Origin of the sequence: Gordonia sp. UCD-TK1, assembly GCF_001691435.1 — a bacterium.
Taxonomy (GTDB): domain Bacteria; phylum Actinomycetota; class Actinomycetes; order Mycobacteriales; family Mycobacteriaceae; genus Gordonia; species Gordonia hongkongensis.
This window is the reverse complement of the sequence record NZ_LZMP01000046.1, coordinates 95,177-116,718: the sequence shown is the minus strand read 5'-3', so window position 1 is coordinate 116,718 and position 21,542 is coordinate 95,177. Positions and strand designations below refer to the sequence as shown.

19 protein-coding genes and 1 riboswitch are annotated in these 21,542 nt (G+C 68.7%); of the genes, 4 read left to right on the top strand and 15 right to left on the bottom strand.

The window, feature by feature from the left end:
• The first annotated feature begins 15 nt into the window (after positions 1–15).
• From tal to pgl, 4 genes are read left to right on the top strand one after another with little or no spacing between them, the layout of a single operon-like run.
• Complete coding sequence (tal, locus tag A9310_RS20430) at positions 16–1,137, top strand: transaldolase (RefSeq protein WP_065632156.1); 1,122 nt, start codon at positions 16–18, stop codon at positions 1,135–1,137.
• A 6-nt stretch (positions 1,138–1,143) separates the two neighbouring features.
• Positions 1,144–2,697 (top strand): glucose-6-phosphate dehydrogenase, encoded by a 1,554-nt coding sequence (zwf, locus tag A9310_RS20425; RefSeq protein WP_065632155.1) that lies wholly within the window; start codon positions 1,144–1,146, stop codon positions 2,695–2,697.
• A 49-nt stretch (positions 2,698–2,746) separates the two neighbouring features.
• A complete protein-coding gene (locus A9310_RS20420) occupies positions 2,747–3,679 on the top strand; it encodes a glucose-6-phosphate dehydrogenase assembly protein OpcA (RefSeq protein ID WP_065632154.1) in 933 nt (310 codons plus the stop codon).
• On the top strand, positions 3,676–4,413 hold the full coding sequence (pgl, locus tag A9310_RS20415; RefSeq protein WP_058250369.1) for a 6-phosphogluconolactonase: 738 nt from the start codon (positions 3,676–3,678) through the stop codon (positions 4,411–4,413). Before A9310_RS20420 ends, pgl begins: the two co-directional genes overlap by 4 nt.
• Before the next feature lie 7 nt (positions 4,414–4,420).
• Here the strand turns inward: pgl and ppc are convergent, their stop codons facing one another.
• The 15 genes from ppc to rpe all read right to left on the bottom strand — a co-directional run bounded on the left by ppc (position 4,421) and on the right by rpe (position 20,935).
• Positions 4,421–7,252 carry a phosphoenolpyruvate carboxylase gene (ppc, locus tag A9310_RS20410; protein WP_065632153.1) on the bottom strand — a complete coding sequence of 944 codons (2,832 nt, stop codon included), beginning with the start codon at positions 7,250–7,252 and terminating at the stop codon, positions 4,421–4,423.
• A 55-nt stretch (positions 7,253–7,307) separates the two neighbouring features.
• Positions 7,308–7,544, bottom strand: a complete 237-nt coding sequence (gene secG, locus A9310_RS20405; RefSeq protein WP_010841002.1) for a preprotein translocase subunit SecG — start codon at positions 7,542–7,544, stop codon at positions 7,308–7,310.
• Between the two features lie 106 nt (positions 7,545–7,650).
• A complete protein-coding gene (gene tpiA / locus A9310_RS20400; protein ID WP_065632152.1) occupies positions 7,651–8,439 on the bottom strand; it encodes a triose-phosphate isomerase in 789 nt (262 codons plus the stop codon).
• Positions 8,440–8,442: 3 nt separating this feature from the next.
• Positions 8,443–9,654 (bottom strand): phosphoglycerate kinase, encoded by a 1,212-nt coding sequence (gene pgk, locus A9310_RS20395; RefSeq protein ID WP_058250366.1) that lies wholly within the window; start codon positions 9,652–9,654, stop codon positions 8,443–8,445.
• Positions 9,655–9,687: 33 nt separating this feature from the next.
• Positions 9,688–10,707 (bottom strand): type I glyceraldehyde-3-phosphate dehydrogenase, encoded by a 1,020-nt coding sequence (gene gap / locus A9310_RS20390; RefSeq protein WP_058250365.1) that lies wholly within the window; start codon positions 10,705–10,707, stop codon positions 9,688–9,690.
• Between the two features lie 159 nt (positions 10,708–10,866).
• Complete coding sequence (whiA, locus tag A9310_RS20385; RefSeq protein ID WP_174316851.1) at positions 10,867–11,844, bottom strand: DNA-binding protein WhiA; 978 nt, start codon at positions 11,842–11,844, stop codon at positions 10,867–10,869.
• Positions 11,845–11,917: 73 nt separating this feature from the next.
• On the bottom strand, positions 11,918–12,946 hold the full coding sequence (yvcK, locus tag A9310_RS20380; protein ID WP_065632151.1) for a uridine diphosphate-N-acetylglucosamine-binding protein YvcK: 1,029 nt from the start codon (positions 12,944–12,946) through the stop codon (positions 11,918–11,920).
• Entirely contained in the window at positions 12,943–13,875 is a 933-nt protein-coding gene (rapZ, locus tag A9310_RS20375) for an RNase adapter RapZ (protein WP_065632222.1), read from the bottom strand. Before rapZ ends, yvcK begins: the two co-directional genes overlap by 4 nt.
• On the bottom strand, positions 13,868–15,925 hold the full coding sequence (gene uvrC / locus A9310_RS20370; RefSeq protein WP_065632150.1) for an excinuclease ABC subunit UvrC: 2,058 nt from the start codon (positions 15,923–15,925) through the stop codon (positions 13,868–13,870). Before uvrC ends, rapZ begins: the two co-directional genes overlap by 8 nt.
• Before the next feature lie 10 nt (positions 15,926–15,935).
• Complete coding sequence (locus A9310_RS20365; RefSeq protein ID WP_058250362.1) at positions 15,936–16,424, bottom strand: PH domain-containing protein; 489 nt, start codon at positions 16,422–16,424, stop codon at positions 15,936–15,938.
• On the bottom strand, positions 16,421–16,933 hold the full coding sequence (ribH, locus tag A9310_RS20360; protein ID WP_058250361.1) for a 6,7-dimethyl-8-ribityllumazine synthase: 513 nt from the start codon (positions 16,931–16,933) through the stop codon (positions 16,421–16,423). Before ribH ends, A9310_RS20365 begins: the two co-directional genes overlap by 4 nt.
• Positions 16,930–18,258: a bifunctional 3,4-dihydroxy-2-butanone-4-phosphate synthase/GTP cyclohydrolase II gene (locus tag A9310_RS20355; RefSeq protein ID WP_065632149.1), complete on the bottom strand. Its 1,329-nt coding sequence runs from the start codon at positions 18,256–18,258 to the stop codon at positions 16,930–16,932. The genes ribH and A9310_RS20355 overlap by 4 nt, the downstream gene beginning before the upstream one ends.
• A 20-nt stretch (positions 18,259–18,278) precedes the next feature.
• Positions 18,279–18,917, bottom strand: coding sequence for a riboflavin synthase (locus A9310_RS20350; protein WP_058250564.1), 639 nt, complete (start codon positions 18,915–18,917; stop codon positions 18,279–18,281).
• A gap of 44 nt (positions 18,918–18,961) precedes the next feature.
• Positions 18,962–19,118, bottom strand: a riboswitch (FMN riboswitch).
• Positions 19,119–19,200: 82 nt separating this feature from the next.
• The gene (ribD, locus tag A9310_RS20345) at positions 19,201–20,226 is read right to left on the bottom strand and encodes a bifunctional diaminohydroxyphosphoribosylaminopyrimidine deaminase/5-amino-6-(5-phosphoribosylamino)uracil reductase RibD (RefSeq protein ID WP_065632148.1); all 1,026 of its coding nucleotides are present in this window, start codon (positions 20,224–20,226) and stop codon (positions 19,201–19,203) included.
• A gap of 4 nt (positions 20,227–20,230) precedes the next feature.
• Complete coding sequence (rpe, locus tag A9310_RS20340) at positions 20,231–20,935, bottom strand: ribulose-phosphate 3-epimerase (protein ID WP_065632147.1); 705 nt, start codon at positions 20,933–20,935, stop codon at positions 20,231–20,233.
• Between the last annotated feature and the right edge of the window lie 607 nt (positions 20,936–21,542).

Below are 21,542 nucleotides of genomic sequence, written 5' to 3'. Positions count from 1 at the left end.
CACAAGGAGAGAATCGTGACCCAGAACGAGAAGCTCGCCGAACTGTCCGCCGCCGGAGTTTCGGTGTGGCTGGACGACCTGTCCCGGGACCTGATCAGCTCAGGTGACCTTGCCGAACTCATCAGCACCAAGTCGGTCGTCGGGGTGACCACCAACCCGTCGATCTTCCAGGCCGCGCTGTCGTCGGGCCATGCCTACGACGACCAGGTCAACGAACTGGCCGCACGGGGCGCCGACGTCGACGCCACCATCCGGACGGTCACCACCGACGACGTGCGCAACGCCTGTGACGTCCTCGCCGCGACCTACGAGTCGACCGACGGCGTCGACGGACGCGTGTCGATCGAGGTCGATCCGCGCCTCGCCCACGACACCGACGCCACGGTGGCACAGGCCGTCGAGCTGTGGAAGATCGTCGACCGGCCGAACCTGCTCATCAAGATCCCGGCCACCGAGGCCGGGCTCCCCGCGATCAGCAAGGTCATCGCCGAGGGCATCAGCGTGAACGTGACGCTGATCTTCTCGGTCGAGCGCTACGAGAAGGTCATCGCCGCCTACCTCGACGGCCTCGACGCCGCCGCCCAGGCCGGCCACGACCTCTCCCGCATCCACTCCGTCGCCTCGTTCTTCGTGTCGCGGGTGGACACCGAGATCGACAAGCGACTCGACGCCATCGGCACCCCGGAGGCCACCGAGCTCAAGGGCAAGGCCGCACTGGCCAATGCACGTCTCGCCTACTCGGCCTACCAGCAGGTCTTCGAGGTCGAGTCGCGGTTCCCCGAGCTGCTCGCCAAGGGCGCCCGCCCGCAACGCGCACTCTGGGCGTCGACGGGCGTCAAGAACCCCGACTACCCGGACACCCTGTATGTGAGCGAGCTCGTCGCGCCCAACACGGTCAACACGATGCCGGGCAAGACGATGGACGCCTTCGCCGACCACGGCTGGGTCAACACCGAGTCGATCATCGGTCTCGCGGCCGAGTCGCAGGAGATCTTCGACAAGCTCGTCGCGGTGGGCGTCGACCTGACCGACGTCTTCCTGGTCCTGGAGAACGAGGGCGTCAGCAAGTTCGAGGACGCGTGGAACGATCTGCTCAGCGCGACCGCCGAGCAACTGTCCGCGGCGAACAAGGGCTGACCGCAGGTGGCGGGAGGCGAGGAGTCAACCGGGACCGGTTCGTGGACCAATCCGCTCCGTGACCCGCAGGACAAACGGCTGCCGCGCATCGCGGGACCGTGCAGCCTGGTCATCTTCGGGGTCACCGGCGACCTCGCCCGCAAGAAGTTGATGCCGGCGGTCTACGACCTCGCCAACCGCGGCCTCCTGCCACCGTCGTTCGCCCTCGTCGGCTTCGCTCGGCGCGACTGGACCGACGAGGACTTCGGCGCCATCGTCCACGACGCCGTCCGCGAACACGCACGGACCGGATTCCGCGAAGAGGTGTGGGAACGCCTCGCCGAGGGATTCCGGTTCGTGCAGGGCGCATTCGACGACGACGCCGCCTTCGACAGGCTGCGCGACACGCTCAAGTCACTCGACGTCGAACGCGGGACCGACGGCAATCACGCGTTCTACCTGTCGATTCCGCCGGGGGCCTTCCCGACGGTCTGCGAGCAGCTCGAGCGCAGCGGTCTCGCCACGCCGACTGGCGACAGCTGGCGACGGGTGGTGATCGAGAAGCCGTTCGGCCACGATCTCGAGTCCGCGCGTGAACTCAACGCGATCGTCAACAACGTCTTCCCCGAGTCGTCGGTGTTCCGGATCGACCACTATCTGGGCAAGGAGACCGTCCAGAACATCCTGGCCCTGCGGTTCGCCAATCAGCTCTTCGACCCGCTGTGGAGCTCGCATTACGTCGACCACGTCCAGATCACCATGGCCGAGGACATCGGACTCGGCGGCCGGGCGGGTTACTACGACGGGATCGGCGCGGCGCGCGACGTCATCCAGAACCACCTGCTGCAGCTCATGGCCCTGGTCGCGATGGAGGAGCCGATCTCCTTCGAGCCCAAGCAGTTACAGGCCGAGAAGATCAAGGTCCTCGCCGCGACGCGCAACGTCCTGCCGATCGACGAGAACACCGCCCGCGGTCAGTACGGACCGGGTTGGCAGGGCAGCGAGAAGGTGCCGGGCCTCAAGGAGGAGGAGGGTTTCGCGAAGGACTCGAAGACCGAGACCTTCGCCGCCATCGCCCTCGAGGTCGACTCCCGCCGCTGGGCAGGGGTCCCGTTCTATCTGCGCACCGGAAAGCGCCTGGGCCGTCGCGTCACCGAGATCGCACTCGTCTTCAAGCGCGCTCCGCACCTGCCGTTCGACCAGACCATGACCGAGGAACTGAGCCAGAACGCGCTCGTGATCCGGGTCCAGCCGGACGAGGGCATCACCCTCCGATTCGGGTCGAAGGTCCCCGGGTCGAGCATGGAGGTCCGGGACGTCAACATGGACTTCAGCTACGGCACCGCCTTCACCGAGGCCTCGCCGGAGGCGTACGAGCGTCTCATCCTCGACGTCCTGCTGGGTGAACCCTCGCTGTTCCCCGTCAACGAGGAAGTCGAATTGTCGTGGCGCATCCTCGATCCGGTGCTCGACCATTGGGCCGAGTCGGGGTCGCCCGACACCTACGAGTCCGGGACGTGGGGGCCGCGTTCGGCCGAGGAGATGATGGCCCGCACCGGTCGCGCGTGGCGCCGGCCGTGACGAGACGTCCGTACGCCCGCACCGTCCGATCCGTTCAGGAGGCCTCCCGATGATCGTCGAACTGCCCGACACGTCGACCGGAAAGGTCGCCAAGAAGATCATCGAGGTGCGCGCCGCAGGCGGCGCGCTGAGTCTGGGTCGCGTGCTCACCCTGGTCGTGTGCGTCGAACTCGGTGAGCCGATGGAAGGGGCCATCGAGGCGGCGGTCGGCGCGAGCCGCGAGCACCCCAGCCGCGTCATCGTCGTGTATCGCGGTGTGCGTGAAGGCGACTCACGGCTCGATGCGCAGATCCGCGTGGGCGGCGATGCCGGCGCCTCCGAGGTGGTCGTGCTGTCGCTGCAGGGCGAACTCGCCGACCATCCGGACAGCGTGGTGACCCCCTTCCTCCTCCCCGACACCCCGGTCGTCACCTGGTGGCCGGGCAAGGGACCACGACGCCCCGCCGACGATCCGCTCGGCAAACTCGGGCACCGGCGCATCGTCGACGCGAGCAAGGCGGGCGACTCGCTCACGGTGCTGGCGCAGCGCCTCGAGACCTACTCCCCCGGCGACACCGACCTCGCCTGGACCCACATCACCCACTGGCGCGCGATCCTCGCGTCCGCGGTCGACCGACCGCCGCACACCCCGATCACCGAGGTCGTGGTCACCGGGTCGCAGAACTCGCCCTCGGTGGACCTGATCGCCGGTTGGCTGCGGTCCACCCTGAACGTCCCGACGCGACGCCGCCGCGGCAGTTTCGAGATCCGACTCCACCGCGACGAGGGTCCGACCATCCTCGCCGTCGACGAGGAGAACAACGCCGTGCTGACGATGCCCGGCAAACCCGATGGACGCGTCGCCATGGGCCGGCGTGAACTTCCCGCGTGTATCGCGGAGGAGCTACGACGACTCGACACCGACGAGGTGTACTTCGAAGCACTCAAGGGTGTCCCCGAGGTCGAGTTCACAGATGACACCGAAGGAGTTGCCGCCCGATGACCACCGAGACCCTCGTCTTCGACTCCAAGCAGGAACTCGTCGAGACCGCCGCGACCCGGTTCGTGGATCTCGTGACCCGAGCCCAAGCCGAACGCGGCGTCGCGAGTGTGGTGCTGACCGGCGGCAGCAACGGGATCGGCCTGCTGTCGGCGCTCGCCGCCGACAGCGGCACCATCGACTGGTCCAAGGTCGACATCTACTGGGGCGACGACCGTTTCGTCCCCGCCGACGATCCGGAACGCAATTCGGGTCAGGCGCGCGAGGCGCTGCTCGACACCGTGCCCGTCGACCCGTCGCGGGTGTTCCCGATGGCGCCGTCGGACGGACCGCTCGGCGACGACATCGAGGCCGCCGCCGCGGATTACGCCGCGATTCTCGCCGGCCGGTCGAGCGACGGCGTGGCGCCGGAGTTCGATCTCCATCTGCTCGGCATGGGCGGTGAGGGACACATCAACTCGTTGTTCCCGCACACTGCGGCCACCGCGGAGACCACGAAGTCGGTGGTCGCCGTCGAGGATTCGCCGAAGCCGCCGCCGCGCCGGATCACCCTGACCCTGCCCGTCGTCAACCGTTCCCGGCAGGTGTGGTTCCTGGTCGCCGGCGCCGACAAGGCCGAGGCGGTCGGTGCCGCACACGGTGGCGCGGACCCGGCCGACTGGCCCGCCGCCGGGGCGCGCGGCACCGAGGAGACCATCTGGTTCCTCGACGACGCGGCCGCCGCCGACATCCGGTGACCGTCCGCTAGCCCGAGTTCCGCAGCGCGGTGGCGAGGCCGTTCATGGTGAGCTGGATCCCGCGCCGCACGATCGGGGTGTCCTCCCCCGCGCGGAAGCGCCGCAGCAGCTCGACCTGCAGCAGGTTGAGCGGCTCGAGATACGGGAAGCGGTTGTAGACCGACCGCTTCAGCGCGGCGTTGTCGTGGAGCAGGTCGTCGGTGCCGGTGATCTTCGCGCACATCGCGATCGTCCGCTCGTGTTCGTCGACGATCATGCCGAACACCCGCTCGCGCAGCTCCTCGTCGGGCACCAGCTGCGCGTACCGGTGGGCCAGGCCCATGTCCGACTTCGCCAGTACCTGAGCCATGTTCGACATCACGGTGCGGAAGAACGGCCACTTGGCGTAGTACCGCCGCAACGTCTCCAGCCGCTCCGGATCGTCCCCGACCCATTCCTCGAACGCCGAGCCCGTGCCGTACCAGCCGGGCAGCATCACGCGCGACTGCGTCCACGAGAGCACCCACGGGATCGCCCGCAGATCGGAGATCTTCTCGGTCTGCTTGCGCGACGCCGGCCGGCTGCCGATGTTGAGGGCACCGATCTCCGACAGGGGCGTCGAGGTGGTGAAGTACTCGACGAATCCCGGTGTCTCGTGAACCAGCCGGCTGTATGCGGCTCGCGCTTTCGCCGCGATGTCGTCCATGATTTCGTAGGCCGAGTCGGATTCGTCGCCGAGGCCTTCGGTGTCCAGGAGTGAGGACTCGATGGTCGCGGCGAGCAGCGTCTCCAGGTTGCGCCGCGCCGTGACCGGTTCGGCGTACTTCGCGGCGATGATCTCGCCCTGCTCGGTGATGCGCAGCGAGCCCTGAACCGCGCCGGGCGGCTGGGCCAGGATGGCGTCGTAACTGGGACCACCGCCGCGCCCGACGGTCCCGCCGCGCCCATGGAACAGACGCAACCTGATGCCCGACCGCGACGCCACGTCGACCAGATCGAGCTCGGCGCGGTAGAGCGCCCAGTTCGCGGCCATGTAGCCGCCGTCCTTGTTCGAGTCCGAGTAGCCGAGCATGATCTCCTGAATCCCGTTCTGGGACTCGACCATCGCCCGATAGAACGGGACGTCGAGAACGGCGAGGAGGGTCGCTGCGCCCTGCTGGAGATCCTCGATCGTCTCGAACAGCGGAACCACGCGGACCGTACAGCGTGGAGAACCGTCATTCGCGTCGTAGAGGCCTGCCTCCTTGAGCAGGATCAGCGCCTCGAGCATGTCACTGACCGACGTGCACATGCTGATCACATAGTTGGGCACGGCCGCGGGACCGAAGGTCGCGACCGCCCTGGCGGCGGCCCGGACGATTCCGAGTTCCTTGGTGGCCAGCTCGCTCAGCTCGGCGTCGGGACTGGTCAACGGTCGACGCGCACGCAGTTCCGCGGAGAGGATCTCGACGCGCTCGGACTCGTCGAGCGACGCATAGTCCGGATGCACACCCGCCCACGCGAGCAGCTCGGCGACCACTTCCTCGTGCATGTCGGAGTTCTGCCGCATGTCCAGTCCGGACAGGTGGAACCCGAAGGTGCGCACGGCTTCTCGCAGGGCGAGCAACCGGTCGTCGGCGATCGTGTCGTCGTTGTTCGCGCGCAGCGCGCCGTCGATCACATCGAGGTCGGCGAGGAGTTCGGCGGCGTCGCCGTACGGCTGTTTCCCGTCGATGAGGAAGAGGTCGCTCGAGGTGAGGAAGTCGTCGTCGAACATCTCCCGGGCGGTCGCCACCAGACGGGACCGGATGGCGCGCAGGGCGAGCCGGAAGGGTTCGTCGGCCCCCGGGTCGTCGGCGTCGGCCCCGGCGAGGTCGAACAGGGTGTCGCTGGCGTCGATGAGCCGGGCCGACATGCTGAGTTCCTGTGCGAGACTCTCGAGTTCGGCCAGGTGATGTCCGACTGCGGTCTGCGCGGCGAGCGTGGTGGCTAGGGTCACCACCTCGGAGTTCACGAACGGATTGCCGTCGCGGTCGCCGCCGATCCAGGACCCCATCCGGATCATCGGTTCGTCGGCGAGTCCGGCGTCGGGGTACGCCGAGCGCAGCGCGGTGCGTACCGCGGTGTTGATGGCGGGCACGACCTCGAAGAACGAGGCGTCGTAATAGCGGAGCCCGGAACGGATCTCGTCCTGGATCGTGAGACGTTCGAGCCGGATGAGGGCGGTCTGCCAGAGCGTCAGGATCTGCCGCCGGATCGACTCGGTGACCGCCGCGTCCTCGTCCGGCATCAGCTCGGTCCGGCCGCGGAACCGCATCAGCTCGGTGATGCGGTTCTGGGCCTCGAAGACGGTGCGTCGGCGGGTCTCGGTGGGGTGAGCGGTGATGACCGGCACCACGGCGGCATCGGCCAGCGCCCGGCCGACCTCGTCGTCGCCGAGTCCCGCCTCGGCGAGCTTGCGGTAGGTGGCGGCGAGGCTGCTGTCCTGGGGCGGGTCTCCGGCCCGGACGTGGATGGCGCGGCGCCGCTCACGGTGGATGTCCTCGGCCAGGTTCGCCAGCAGGGCGAAGTGGCTGAACGCGCGGATGACCGGGACCGCGGTGGAGATGTCCAGATCGACGAACATGTCGGCGAGCTCGGTGCGGTCGATCTCGTTGCGGCGCACCCGGAATGCGGCCACGCGGGCGGCTTCGACGAGATCGAAGACGTCGCTGCCGGAGTGCTCGCGGACGACGTCACCCAGGATCCCGCCGAGAAGGCGGATGTCCTCCCGTAGGGGTTCGGTGAGTGCTCGGCCCTCGTCGTCGACGACGATGTGGTCGACGATGGAGATCGATGGGCGCCAGTCCGGGACTCCCCGCGCGGGGACGGTTTCACTCATGCCGTCAAGTATCCCGGCAACTCACGGGCGCGGCATCCCGAGGCGCGTACGGTGGCTAGCCGGACAGTTTGATGTCGACGCCCACGCCGACGATGAAGATCACCCAGATGAGCCCGACGAAGATCGTCAACCGGTCCAGGTTGCGTTCGACGACGCTCGAGCCCGAGAGGCTGGACTGGACACCGCCGCCGAACAGCGACGACAGACCGCCACCCTTGCCGCGGTGCAGCAGGATGAGCACGATCAGCAACACGCTGGTCACGATCAATCCGATGTCGAGTGCACCTTGCACAGTCACGAGTCGCAACGCCCTTCCGTAAAGCCCCTACATACAGCTGTGGCAGGTCAACCCCCGAAAAGAGGCCAACCTGCCACAGTGTACGCGTGGGTGCGACCCGTCAGGGCAAGGGGCCACCCGCGGCGATCGCCGACAGCGTCGCGAACTCGTCGGACTTCAGCGATGCGCCGCCGACCAGGGCGCCGTCGACGTCGGGACGTCCGACGATGTCGCCGACGTTCTTGGCGTTGACCGATCCGCCGTAGAGGATCCGCACCGATGCCGCGGTCTCGGCGTCGGCGATCTCGACCAGCGCCTCACGGATCGCCTTGCACACCTCCTGGGCGTCGTCCGCACTCGCCACCCGGCCGGTGCCGATCGCCCAGACCGGCTCGTACGCGATGACGGTCTGAGCGATCTCGGCCGCGGACAGACCGGCGAGCGATCCCTTGAGCTGCGCCACGTTGTAGGCCACGTGGTCGCCGGCCTCGCGGACGTCGAGCCCCTCACCGATGCACACGATCGGGGTGAGTTCGTGCTTGAGCGCGGCCTTGGTCTTGGCCAGCACGACCTCATCGGTCTCGTTGTGCAGGGTGCGCCGCTCGGAGTGCCCGACCACCACGAAGGTGCAGCCGAGCTTCGCGAGGAACGCACCGCTGATCTCGCCGGTGTAGGCGCCCGAGTCGTGCGCCGACAGGTCTTGCGCACCGTAGGTGAGCAGGAGCTTGTCGCCGTCGACGACCGTCTGCACGCTGCGGATGTCGGTGAACGGCGGGATGACCGTCACGTCGACCTTGTCGAAGTACTTCGCCGGGAGGGCGAAGGCGATCTTCTGAACCAGCGCGATGGCCTCGAGATGGTTCAGATTCATCTTCCAGTTGCCCGCGATGAGCGGTTTACGAGTCGCCATGGATCAGCTCTCCAGAACCTTCAGTCCGGGGAGTTCCTTGCCCTCGAGGTACTCCAGCGATGCGCCACCTCCGGTGGAGATGTGCGAGAAATCGGAGTCGGGCAGACCCAGAGTGCGGACCGCGGCCGCCGAGTCGCCGCCACCGACCACGGTGAACGCACCGTTGCCCGTCGCACCGGCGATCGCCTCGGCGACACCGCGGGTGCCCGCCGAGAACTTCTCGAACTCGAACACACCCGACGGGCCGTTCCAGAAGATGGTCTTGGCGCCGGAGAGGACCGCGGCAAACCGCTTCACCGATTCCGGCCCGATGTCCAGACCCATCCAGCCGTCGGGAATGGCGTCCGAGGCCACCGTGTCCGATTCGGCGTCGGCGGCGAACTTGTCGGCCACCACGACGTCGACCGGCAGGTGGATGACGTCACCGAACCGCTCGAGCAGGCTCTTGCAGACGTCGATCTGATCTTCCTGCAGCAGCGAGGACCCCACCGAATGCCCTTGTGCGGCAAGGAAGGTGAACGCCATACCGCCGCCGATGACCAGCGTGTCGACCTTGGGGGCCAACGCCTCGATGACACCGAGCTTGTCCGACACCTTCGATCCGCCGAGGACGACGGCGTAGGGTCGCGTCACCTCTTCGGTGAGCTTGGACAGCACGTCGACCTCGGCCGCCACCAGCTCGCCCGCGTAGTGCGGGAGCAGCTTGGCGACGTCGTAGACCGAGGCCTGCTTGCGGTGCACCACTCCGAAGCCGTCGGAGACGAACGCGCCGTCGTCGCCGACGAGCTCGACCAGCGCCTTGGCGAGCGCCTCGCGCTCGGCGTCGTCCTTGGCGGTCTCCCGCGGATCGAAGCGGATGTTCTCCAGCAGCAGGACGTCGCCGTCGGTGAGTCCTTCCGCGCGGGCCAGCGCGTCGGTGCCGACAACGTCACCGGCGAGCTGCACGTTGCGGCCGAGTTCCTCACCGAGGCGGGCGGCCACCGGTGCCAGCGAGAACTTCGGATCCGGCTCGCCCTTCGGACGACCCAGGTGCGCGGTGATGATCACCTTGGCACCGGCGTCGATGAGCGCGTTGAGCGTCGGCAGGGACGCGAGGATGCGACCCGGATCGGTGATCGTCGACCCGTCGAGCGGGACGTTGAAATCCGACCGGACCAGCACACCCCTGCCCGAAACACCTTCGTCCAGAAGGTCTTTCAGAGTGGGAACACCCATGAGGCGTTGACTCCTAAGGTCGTTGGGGGTGGGTCAGAGCGACTTGCCGACGAGACCGATGAGGTCGACGAGGCGGTTGGAGTAGCCCCACTCGTTGTCGTACCAGGACACGACCTTGGCCTGGTCGTCGATCACCTTGGTCAGGCCGGCGTCGAACAGCGAGCTGTGCGGGTCGGTGACGATGTCGGACGAGACGATCGGTGCGTCGTAGTACTTCAGGATGCCCTTGAGCGGACCGTCGGCAGCGGCCTTGAGCGCGGCGTTGATCTGCTCGGCGGTGGCGGTCTTCGACAGCTGGGCGGTGAGGTCGGTGACCGAACCGGTGGGGATCGGGACACGCAGCGCGTAGCCGTCGAGCTTGCCCTTCAGCTCCGGGAGCACCAGGCCGATGGCCTTGGCGGCACCGGTCGAGGTCGGCACGATGTTGATGGCGGCGGCGCGGGCGCGACGCAGGTCCTTGTGCGGGCCGTCCTGCAGGTTCTGGTCCTGGGTGTAGGCGTGGATCGTGGTCATGAGGCCCTTGACGATGCCGAACTCGTCGTTGAGGACCTTGGCCAGCGGGCCGAGGCAGTTGGTGGTGCACGAGGCGTTCGAGATGATGTTCTGGCTGCCGTCGTACTTGTCGTCGTTGACGCCCATCACGATGGTGATGTCCTCGTCCGAGGCGGGGGCGGAGATGATGACCTTCTTGGCGCCGGCATCGAGGTGTCCCTGAGCCTTGGCGCGGGCGGTGAAGATGCCGGTCGACTCGACGACCACGTCGACGCCCAGGTCGCCCCACGGGATGGCGGCCGGACCTTCCTTGACCTCGAGGGCCTTGATCTTCTGCTCCCCGACGACGATGGTGTCGTCGCCCTCGAGGGTGACGTCGTCGGACAGGCGACCGAGGATGGAGTCGAACTTCAGCAGGTGCGCGAGGGTCGCGTTGTCGGTCAGGTCGTTGACCGCGACGATCTCGATGTCGGTGGTGCCCAAAGCTTTTTGCGCTTCGACGGCACGGAAGAAGTTGCGGCCGATCCGGCCGAATCCGTTGACGCCTACCCGAACAGTCACAGTTGTGCTCCTTAGCGGTATTCATGGTCGGGCCTGGTGGTCAAGCCCGGTCTGGCCGCGCGTGAGCGGTCAGCGAAGCACACCTGAGTGGTCACGCCTTCGCCCACGTCGCCACCAGCCTAGTAGGCGACCCTCGGCTCGGCACACCGCAGGTCCGTGTCAGGCCTCGTCGAGCAGCTCGGAGGTCACCGCGGATTCGGTGTCGGGGATGCCGTCCTGGCGGGCCTTCTTGTCGGCCATCGACAGCAGGCGGCGGATGCGCCCGGCGACGGCGTCCTTGGTCATCGGCGGGTCGGCGAGCTGACCGAGCTCCTCCAGCGACGCCTGCCGATGGGTGATCCGGAGCTGTCCGGCCGCGATCAGATGGTCGGGCACCTCGTCGCCGAGGATGTCCAGCGCGCGTTCCACGCGGGCCGCGGCGGCGACCGCCGCACGCGCCGATCGACGCAGATTGGCGTCGTCGAAGTTGGCCAGGCGGTTGGCGGTGGCGCGCACCTCGCGCCGCATCCGGCGTTCCTCCCACACGAGCCTCGTGTCGTGGGCCCCCATCCGGGTCAGCAACGCCCCGATGGCCTCGCCGTCGCGGATGACGACGCGGTCGGCCCCGCGGACCTCGCGGGCCTTGGCCGTGACACCGAGGCGTCGGGCCGCGCCGACGAGGGCGAGCGCCGCCTCCGGCCCGGGACAGCTGACCTCCAGGGCCGACGACCGGCCCGGCTCGGTGAGCGAGCCGTGCGCGAGAAATGCTCCGCGCCAGGCGGCCTCGGCGTCGGCGACACTACCGCCGACGACCTGGGCGGGCAGGCCGCGCACCGGGCGGCCGCGCAGGTCGAGCAGCCCGGTCTGTCGTGCCAGGCCTTCGCCGTCCTTGGTGATCCGCACGATGTAGCGCGCCGACTTCCGCAGCCCGCCACCGCGCAGGACGTGGACGTCCGAGGCGTAGCCGTAGAGGTCGTGGATCTCGCGGCGCAACCGGCGCGCCACGTTGCCCATGTCCACCTCGGCCTCGACCACCACGCGACCCGCGACGATGTGCAGACCGCCGGCGAAACGCAGCAGCGCGGACACCTCGGCTCTCCGGCAACTCACCTGAGTCACCGACAGGCGACTGAGTTCGTCCTTCACCGCCGCCGTCATCGCCACCGGTACCTGTCCTCCTGTCAACAGACCACACGTCCCTCGAGTGAAAATCGCGGAGACATCGCCCGAATCAGGCGTCCGCTCGGTCAGAGTAACGGGTCAGTTCACCTTCGCACAGTTCGTTCACCACGGCGGCGACTTTCGCCGGGTCATGGACCTGCCGGCCCGGCACCGCGACGTCTCCGACATTCAGCTCCGCGCCGAACAATCCGGCCGCACGCACGAGGTGATCGCGTTCCCGTCCCGCGGGCACCGACGACGCGTCCACGAGGACGTGGTCGACGCGGAAGGTGTTCGCATGGGCGTGCAGGACGTGGAGGTGGCGCTCGACCGAGAACCCCGGGGTCTCCCCCGGCTCGGGGGCCAGATTGACCACGAGGACCTTGCGAGCGCTGCTGCGCTGCAAGGCCTTCAACTGTTCGGGGACGAGCACGTGCGGGATCACGCTCGAGAACCAGGAGCCCGGCCCCAGCATCAGCAGGTCGGCCGATTCTATTGCGGTCAGCGCCGATTCGCAGGCCGGTGGGTCGCCGGGCAACAGCCGGACGCGGCGCACCTTGCCGGGCGTGGTGGCCACCGCGACCTGTCCCCGGATCTCGCGACTGATGCGTGGATCGGCCTCGAGTCCCGAGACGTCGGCCTCGATGTCGAGGGGCACGGTCGACATCGGCAGCACGTGCCCCGTGATGCCGAAGATCTCCCGCAACTCGGCGAGGGCCCCCACGGTGTCGCCGAGCACCTCGGTGAGTCCGGCGAGGAGCAGATTGCCGATGGGGTGCCCGGCGAGCGCCCCACGGCCGCCGAAGCGGTGCTGGAGCACCTCGGCCCACAGTTCGTGCCGGCGGCGGGCCGCGGGGCCGTCGGCGGCCTGTGGGTCCGGCAACCCGTCGGGCGTACTCATCAACGCGGCGAGCGCCATTCGCAGGTCACCGGGCGGGATGAGTCCGAGTTCGGCGCGCAACCGTCCCGACGACCCCCCGTCGTCGGCGACGGTGACCACCGCCGTGATGTCGGCGCTCAAATAGCGCATCGCGGTCAGCGTCGCGTACAGGCCGTGACCGCCGCCGAGGGCGACGATCCGGGGTTCCCGGGAGCTCATTCGCGCCCCAGATCGCGATGCATGACCCGGACGTCATAGGACGCGTGGCCGGCGTCGTCGACGGCGCGGCGCAACCGAGCCGACAGTTCCTCGGCGATGGCGACGCTGCGGTGCTTGCCGCCGGTGCAGCCGACGCTGATGGTCATGTAGCGCTTGCCTTCTCGCAGGTAACCGCGGCCCACGATCGAGACCAGGCCGGTGTAGAGATCGAGGAATCCGTCGGCGTCGGGCTGGCCGAGGACGTAGTCGCGGACCGGCGCCTCCCGGCCGTTGTGATCGCGCAGTTCGTCGATCCAGTGCGGATTGGGCAGGAAGCGGACGTCGGCGACGAGATCGGAATCGATGGGCAGACCGTACTTGAAGCCGAACGACTGCACCGCGATCGACAGCCGCGGTTCGGTGTCGCCCGGCGCGACGCCCTCGACGATCGCGCGCAGTTTGGCCGCCGTCAGCGCCGACGTCTCCACCACCAGATCGGCCACGTTCTTGATCGGGGCGAGGATCGCCCGTTCGCGGGCGATCCCCTCGACGAGGGTTTCCTTGCCCTGCAACGGATGTCGGCGACGAACCTGCTCGAAACGGCGAACCAGCACCTGGTCGCTGGCGTCGAGGTAGAGGAGCCGGGTCCGGATCCCGGACTCTTCGAGACGGTCCCGCAGCTGTTCGAGCTGATGGGCCAGGTTGGCGTCGGACGCGCGCAAGACCATGGCGAGCCGGGTGATCGCCGGATCGTCTTCGCGGACCATCCCGACCATCGTCGAGATCAGCGAGGGAGGCACGTTGTCGGCGACGTACCAGCCGTCGTCCTCGAGCACGTTCGCCGCGGTGGAGCGTCCCGCGCCGGACATCCCCGTCACGAACAGGACGGTGAAGTCGGTGTCGTTCGCCTCGGCGATCGCCGCGCTCTGCACTTCGGTGTGGTCACTCATCGGCACCTCGTCCCGCGTCACCGGTCGCCACCGTCATCTCCTTCTCGGCCCGCTCCGGGATCGGGGCCGGGTTCGGGGTCTGGTCGGGCGCCGCCACCTCGCCGGAGAGCGCGGTCTGGACCGCACGCGCCGTGGTGAGGCCGATCCCGGGCACCTGGGATATCTCATCCAACGATGCCTCGCGCAGGCGCGCAACCGAACCGAAGTGGGTCACCAGCGCGGTGCGGCGGGTTCGGCCGAGGCCGGGGACCCCGTCGAGCACCGACTCGGTCATGCGCTTGCTGCGCTTGCTGCGGTGGAACGTGATGGCGAACCGATGGGCCTCGTCGCGCACCCGTTGCAGCAGGAACAGTGCCTGGCTGTTGCGCGGCAGGATCATCGGGTCGTCGTCGCCGGGCACCCACACCTCCTCGAGGCGTTTGGCGAGCCCGATCACCGAGACGTCGGTGATGCCGAGTTCGTCGAGGACCGCCGCGGCGGCGTGCACCTGGGGCGCACCGCCGTCGACGACGAAGAGGTTCGGCGGGTAGGCGAACTTCCGCGGTTGCGCCGTGGTGTCGGCCGCCGCGCTGATCTCGCCGGACACCGGTGGCGGCGCATCGCGGTCGGTGCGGTGGCGCAGGAACCGGCGTCGAGTGACCTCGGCGATGGACGCGACGTCGTCGGATCGGCCCTCGCCAGCGGCGTGCCGGATCGAGTAGTGCCGATAGTCGGACTTACGCGGCAGACCGTCTTCGAAGACCACGAGGGAGGCGACCACATCGGTGCCCTGCACGTGCGAGATGTCGACGCACTCGATGCGCAGCGGCGCCTGATCGAGCAGTAGCGACTCCTGCAGTTCGGTGAGCGCCGCCGATCGGGTCGTGAGATCGCCCGCGCGTCGGAGTTTGTGCTGCGCAAGAGCTTCGCCGGCGTTGCGGGCGACGGTCTCGAACAGCGCCTTCTTGTCGCCGCGCTGGGGCACCCGCAACCGCACCCGGCTGCCGCGGAGACCGGACAGCCACTCCTCGAGCTCCTCGGCGTCGGACGGCAACTCCGGCACCAGCACCTCACGAGGTATCGACTCCCCGTGTGCCCGATCGGTCCCGACGTCGACGGTGGCGTCGAAATCGACCTGGGCGCCGTAGAACTGGGTGATGAACTCCCCCACCACATCGCCGTCGGTGCCGTTGTCGCTGCGCTCGACCACCCATCCGCGCTGGCCGCGCACCCGTCCGTCGCGGACGTGGAACACCTGGACCGACACCTCGAGCTGATCGCCGGCGAGCGCGATCACGTCGGCGGTGGTGCCGTCGCCGAGCACGACCGCCTGCTTCTCCATGGCGCGTCGCATCGCACCGATGTCGTCACGCAACCGCGCGGCACGCTCGAAGTCGAGCTCCTCGGCCGCGACGTTCATGTCCCGTTCCATCTTGCGGATCATCAGGTCGGTGCGGCCCGCGAGGAAATCGCAGAAGTCCTCGACGATCTCCCGGTGTTCCTCGGCATCCACCCGCCCGACGCAGGGGGCGGAGCACTTGTCGATGTAGCCGAGCAGACACGGGCGGTCGATCTGCCGATGCCGTTTGAACACACCGGCCGAGCAGGTCCGGGCCGGGAAGACCCGGGTCAGCAGGTCGACCGTCTCGCGGATCGCCCACGCGTGCGCGTACGGACCGAAGTAGCGCACGCCACGCCGGCGCGGACCCCGGTACACGAACAGGCGCGGGTACTCCTCGTTCAGGGTGACCGCGAGCATCGGGTAGCTCTTGTCGTCGCGGTAGCGGACGTTGAAGCGCGGGTCGAATTCCTTGATCCAGTTGTATTCGAGCTGCAGCGCCTCGACCTCGGTGCCGACCACCGTCCACTCGACGGAGGCGGCCGTCGTCACCATCTGACGGGTGCGGGGGTGCAGCGAGGCGATGTCGGCGAAGTACGACGTCAGCCTCGACCGGAGGTTCTTGGCCTTGCCCACGTAGATGACACGACGATGCTCGTCGCGGAACTTGTACACCCCGGGATCGGTCGGGATGGACCCCGGGGCGGGTCGGTAGGTAGTCGGGTCGGCCACGTGTTCCAGGCTAGTGTCCGGGCCGGACAGTCCCGCGGTAGCGCTCCTCGAGTTCGCGGAATCGACCCATCGCGTCGATGGCGCGCTGACCGTCACCGGCCTGAACGGCCAGGACGGTGATGTGTTCATCGGCCGGGAAGAGCAGCCACGCCCCGAAACCCTGCTCCGGGTAGGTGAGACCGAGAACACGGTCCCATTCGAAGAGCCGCGCCGACACCAGGTTGCGCACCTCGACGCCGGCGGCTCCGACGCGCAGTCGCGGGCGGGTGAACAGCAGGATGGCTGCCGAGATGAGCACGCCGATGAGGATGATCGCGATCTGGTCGGAACCGCCGAGATTGCGGACTCCGACGTCGTCGATCGTGAGCAGCAGACCGAACGTGATGTGGATGGCCATCACCACGACCGCGGCGGCGATGGCCCACCGCGGTAGGTTGCGGGGCCGGTAGACCAGGTCCCAGCCGGTGGAGTCGGTCGGCGGGGTGTCCGCGGGACTCACGCCGATGCTCCTCCGACCGCCACCGGGAGGGTTTCGCCGCGCGCGAGCGCGCGCAGGGTCAGCGCCGACGCCAGCGCGGCGACCGTCGCCTGTGCGCCCTTGTCCTCCGTCGAGCCCGGGAGTCCGGCCCGTGCGATCGCCTGGTCCTCGGTGAGCACGGTCAGGACTCCGTTGCCGACCGGGGTCGACTCGTCGAGCGACACCCGTGTCAGGCCGGCGGTCACCGCGTCACACACATACTCGAAATGCGGTGTCTCACCCTTGATCACGACGCCCAGCGCGACGACCGCGTCGTGCGTCCGCGCGAGTGCCTGCACGATGACGGGCAGCTCGATGGCGCCGGCCACCTGCACGATGGTCGGGTCGACGACGCCGTTGTCGCGCGCGGCCCGGATGGCACCGTCGAGGAGCGCGCCGCAGACGACCTCGTGCCACTGCGACGAGACGATCGCCAGACGCAGCGAGCCGGCGTCGGCGAGTTCGAGGGTCGGCTCTCCGTGGCCGCTCATGCAGGTGCTCCTTCGGACGCGCCGTCGGTGGGCTGGACGTGATCGTCGAGCCCGATCAGATCGTGGCCCATCCGGTCACGCTTGGTACGCAGGTACCGCAGATTCTCGGCGTTGGCGCGCACCGGCATCGCGACCCGGTCGACAATGTGCAGACCGTATCCATCGAGCCCCACGCGCTTGGCGGGGTTGTTGGTCAGCAGACGCATCGACCGTACGCCGAGATCGACGAGGATCTGGGCACCGAGTCCGTAGTCCCGCGAATCGGCGGGCAGGCCCAGTTCCAGGTTGGCGTCGACGGTGTCGGACCCCGCGTCCTGCAGCTGGTAGGCCTGCAGTTTGTGCAACAGCCCGATCCCGCGACCCTCGTGCCCGCGCATGTACAGGATGATCCCGCGGCCCTCGTCGGCCACCATCTCCATCGCGGCGTCCAACTGCGGGCCGCAGTCGCAGCGCAGCGACCCGAAGACGTCGCCCGTCAGGCACTCCGAGTGCACCCGGACCAGGACGTCGTGGCCCTCGCCGTCCTCGCCGGTGACGTCTCCCTTGACGAGCGCGACGTGTTCGACGTCGTCGTAGACGCTGGAGTAGCCGACGGCACGGAAGTCGCCGTGCCGGGTGGGAATCCGGGCGTCGGCGACGCGGACCACGTGCTTCTCGTGACGGCGGCGCCACGCGATGAGGTCGGCGATCGAGATCAGTGCGAGGTCGTGCTCGTCGGCGAACACACGCAGCTCGTCGGTCTGCGCCATCGAGCCGACGTCCTTCTGGCTGACGATCTCGCAGATCACGCCGGCCGGGGCGAGGTCGGCCAGGCGGGCGAGGTCGACCGCGGCCTCGGTGTGCCCGGGACGACGCAGCACGCCGCCCTCCTTGGCTCGCAGCGGGACGACGTGGCCGGGTCGGGTGAAGTCGGCCGCCGCGGCGTCGGGGTCGGCCAGCAGACGCATGGTGGTGGCGCGGTCGGCGGCGCTGATACCGGTACCGATGCCCTCCCGGGCATCGACGGTCACGGTGTAGGCGGTGCCGTGCTTGTCCTGGTTCATCGAGTACATCGGCGGCAGGCCGAGCCGGTCGCAGGCGTCGCCGTCGAGCGGGACGCACAGGTAGCCGGAGGTGTAGCGCACCATGAACGCCACCAGTTCGGGGGTCGCCTTCTCCGCCGCGAAGATCAGGTCGCCCTCGTTCTCACGATCCTCGTCGTCGACCACGACGACCGCCTTGCCGGCGGCGATGTCGGCGATGGCGCGCTCGATCGTGTCGAAGGCGACGGCGCCGCCACCCTCGGTTGCCGTCGCGTCGTTCCCCTCGCGCGGTGACTCGCTCATCAGAACCTCACTCGTTGTGCTCATTTCGCCCCCGCTACATCAGGAGTACCAGTCGTGTCCGAACCCAGGTGAAGGCGCTCGACGTATTTGGCGATGACGTCGACTTCGAGGTTGACCACGGTGCCGGGTCGGGCGGCGCCGAGGTTGGTCTCGTTGAGGGTCGTCGGGATCAGGGAGATCTCGAACCAGGAGTCGTCGCCGGACCCGCCGACCGCGGACACGGTGAGGGACACCCCGTCCACGGTGATGGAACCCTTCTCGACGAGATACCGGGTGAGCGCCGCGGGCACGGCGATCCGTACGACCGTCCAGTTCTCCGACGGGTTGACCGCGGCGATCGTGCCGGTGCCGTCGACGTGTCCCTGCACGATGTGGCCGCCGAAGCGGCCGTTCGCGGGCATTGCGCGTTCGAGGTTGACGGTGCTTCCGGCGGCGAGGTCGGACAGCGAACTCCGGCGCAGGGTCTCGCCCATCACGTCGACGGTGAACTCACCGGGACGGAGGTCGACGACCGTCAGACACACGCCGTTGACGGCGATGGAGTCGCCGTGACCGGCGTCGGCGGTGACCACGGGCCCGCGGACGGTGAATCGGGCGGCGTCGGAAAGATCCTCGCGGTCGGCGATGACGCCGAGTTCTTCCACGATTCCGGTGAACACGCACTCCTCCTGCTCGCTCGGAGCAGACAGGGCGGCCTCGTGTCGCCTGTTCTCTCGCATCCGGACTGTGACCGTCGGCTTCGGATTCGCACCGAATCTGCTGTCCCTGCCTGGTGGCAGGCGCTCGCGGGCTGGACGATGCGGATCCACCGCACCCTCATCACCGCCGGTGGGGATTTCCACCCCGCCCCGAGAACTGGTGACATCGACGCTAGCACGGTCGGCGATGTCAGTCGCATTGCGATTCCGGTGAGCGAAATGCATCGGGGGCATGTCGTCCCGCTCAGCTGTCGCGCGGGGTGGTCGACGGTCGCGACAGTGTGACGAGGACGTCCTCTCCGAGTCGGGTCACCGATCTCGTGCTGAACCGCTGGCCGTCGTCGAGGGTGGTCACGCCCGGGATCTCGACCGAACTGCGACCGGCACCCAGCACCAGCGGGGCGACGTAGGCGTGCACCTCGTCGACGAGGCCCGCCGCGAAGAACGCGCCGAGGATGTGTGGCCCGCCTTCGACCAGCACCCACAGCGCGTCGGGCAGCGCGGCGAGGACGTCGGCGGGGTCGTGGGAGTCGATGCGGACCAGCGGTCCGCCGGCCGGATCCCGGAGCCGGGCGTCGGCCGGGATGTCGCGGTGACCGAGGACCACGCGCGCGGGCTGGTGCGGGTGCAGTGCGCCGGCGGCGGTGCGCGCGGTGAGCGTGGGGTTGTCGGCCAGCGCAGTACCGGTACCGATGACGATGGCGTCGATCCGGGCGCGCTGTGTGTGCGCGTGCTCGCGGGCCTCCGGGCCGGTGATCCACTGACTGGTGCCGTCGGGCGCTGCGATCCGGCCGTCGACACCGGACGCGATCTTCGCGGTGACGTGCGGACGGCCCAGATCCTGCCGGGTGAGCCACGGACGGAGTGGTCCGTTCTCGACGTCTTCTGCGGCAACTCCCCCGGTGACGCGCACCCCGGCGGCCTGTAGCGTCTCGGCACCACCGGCGGCAACGGGATTCGGGTCGCTCACCGCGAAATGGACTTCGGCGATCCCGGCCTCGATGAGCGCCTGCGCGCACGGGCCGGTCCGGCCGGTGTGGTTGCACGGTTCGAGAGTGACGATCGCGGTTCCGCCGCGCGCCGACTCGCCTGCGGCTCGCAGTGCCATCACCTCGGCGTGCGGCCCGCCGGGTGGTTGTGTCGCCCCGACGCCGGCGACGGTGCCGTCGGCCGCGAGGATGACCGCGCCGACGGGTGGGTTGGGCGAACTGATCCCCATCGCCTCCCGGGACGCGCTGATGGCGCGTTCCATGGCGGCGGCGATGTCCATCGGCTCAGCCCTGGGTCTGTGCCCGTGCGGCGGCGGCCGACTCGCGGAGTGCGGCGACGGCCTGTCCGGGATCGTTCGCGCCGTAGACGGCCGAACCGGCGACGAAGCAGTCGATGCCGGCCTCGGCGGCCTCCTCGATGGTGTCGGCGTTGATGCCTCCGTCGATCTCGACGAGGAGCCGCAGGTCTTCGGCGTCGATGAACTTCCGGATGGCGCGGGCCTTGTCGAGGACCTCGGGGATGAACTTCTGACCGCCGAACCCCGGTTCGACGCTCATGATCAGCAAGGTGTCGAAGTCGCGCAGGATCTCCAGGTACGGCTCGAGCGCGGTACCAGGCTTGATCGACAGCCCGGCCTTGGCCCCGGCGGCGCGGATGTCGCGGGCGACGCCGATCGGGTTCTCGGTGGCCTCGGCGTGGAAGGTCACGTTGTGCGCTCCGGCCTCGGCGTACGGCGGCGCCCATCGCTCCGGGTTCTCGATCATCAGGTGGCAGTCGAGCGGGATGTCGGTGGCCTTCAACAGGCTCTCGACGATCGGCAGTCCCAGGGTCAGGTTCGGCACGAAGTGCGCGTCCATCACGTCGACGTGCAACCAGTCGGCGCGGGTCTCCCCCGGCTGCGCCACCGCAGCGGCCTCGGCTGCGAGATTCGCGAAGTCCGCGGACAGGATGGACGGGGCGATCATGGGCGCGGTACCGGCGGTGCACATGGTCGACAAGTGTAGGACGCGGGTTCCGCTACGGACGAAAGCGTGCCGGCGTCTCAGACGCCGTTCGCCGGCCAGCCGGGGGACGGGGGCTCAGGCGGGCGCGGGGTTGGGCCGGTTCCCCTAACCGCGTCTTCAGGCAGCACACCTTCGGGGACCGGGTGCGTTCGACAGATCTCCAGTTCCGCAGAGTTGTCGCGCCCGACGGCTGCGAATTCGAAGTGGTCGGCTCGCCACCCCCCGAATACGTCCAGTCGTGCCTCACGAGCGGCGCCACGTTGCCGAGCGGGCGGCGCCTGTCCCGACCGAGTGAAGGTGATCACGGATGGGACTGCACTTTTTGGGTAAGTGGTCCAGGCTCCCGCCCCGCCTGAGTTGTCACTAGAGGCGTAACCGTACTCGCACAGAACGATCTCGTCTTGCGGACCCAGTCGCTCCCGCCTGGACGCGACGAATACGGACGTCCCCACGAGACCGCCCTCAGCGCTTTCGCTCGGGATCGCGCGAACTCGTTGCTCAATCCCCGGTGCCGATGCGTTCACGAACCCCGGATACGCCCACTTCGTGGACTGCCCCTCTCGCGCAAGGTAGAACGACTCCACGTACGCGC

Coding starts and splice junctions, on each gene's coding strand:
- pgl (WP_058250369.1), top strand. CDS start 3,676: ATGACCACCGAGACCCTCGTCTTCGACTCCAAGCAGGAACTCGTCGAG.
- ribD (WP_065632148.1), bottom strand. CDS start 20,226: ATGGACATCGCCGCCGCCATGGAACGCGCCATCAGCGCGTCCCGGGAG.
- whiA (WP_174316851.1), bottom strand. CDS start 11,844: ATGACGGCGGCGGTGAAGGACGAACTCAGTCGCCTGTCGGTGACTCAG.
- ribH (WP_058250361.1), bottom strand. CDS start 16,933: ATGAGCGGCCACGGAGAGCCGACCCTCGAACTCGCCGACGCCGGCTCG.
- rpe (WP_065632147.1), bottom strand. CDS start 20,935: ATGTGCACCGCCGGTACCGCGCCCATGATCGCCCCGTCCATCCTGTCC.
- A9310_RS20420 (WP_065632154.1), top strand. CDS start 2,747: ATGATCGTCGAACTGCCCGACACGTCGACCGGAAAGGTCGCCAAGAAG.
- rapZ (WP_065632222.1), bottom strand. CDS start 13,875: ATGAGTGACCACACCGAAGTGCAGAGCGCGGCGATCGCCGAGGCGAAC.
- yvcK (WP_065632151.1), bottom strand. CDS start 12,946: ATGAGCTCCCGGGAACCCCGGATCGTCGCCCTCGGCGGCGGTCACGGC.
- pgk (WP_058250366.1), bottom strand. CDS start 9,654: ATGGGTGTTCCCACTCTGAAAGACCTTCTGGACGAAGGTGTTTCGGGC.
- A9310_RS20355 (WP_065632149.1), bottom strand. CDS start 18,258: ATGAGCGAGTCACCGCGCGAGGGGAACGACGCGACGGCAACCGAGGGT.
- tpiA (WP_065632152.1), bottom strand. CDS start 8,439: ATGGCGACTCGTAAACCGCTCATCGCGGGCAACTGGAAGATGAATCTG.
- ppc (WP_065632153.1), bottom strand. CDS start 7,252: ATGAGTGAAACCGTCCCCGCGCGGGGAGTCCCGGACTGGCGCCCATCG.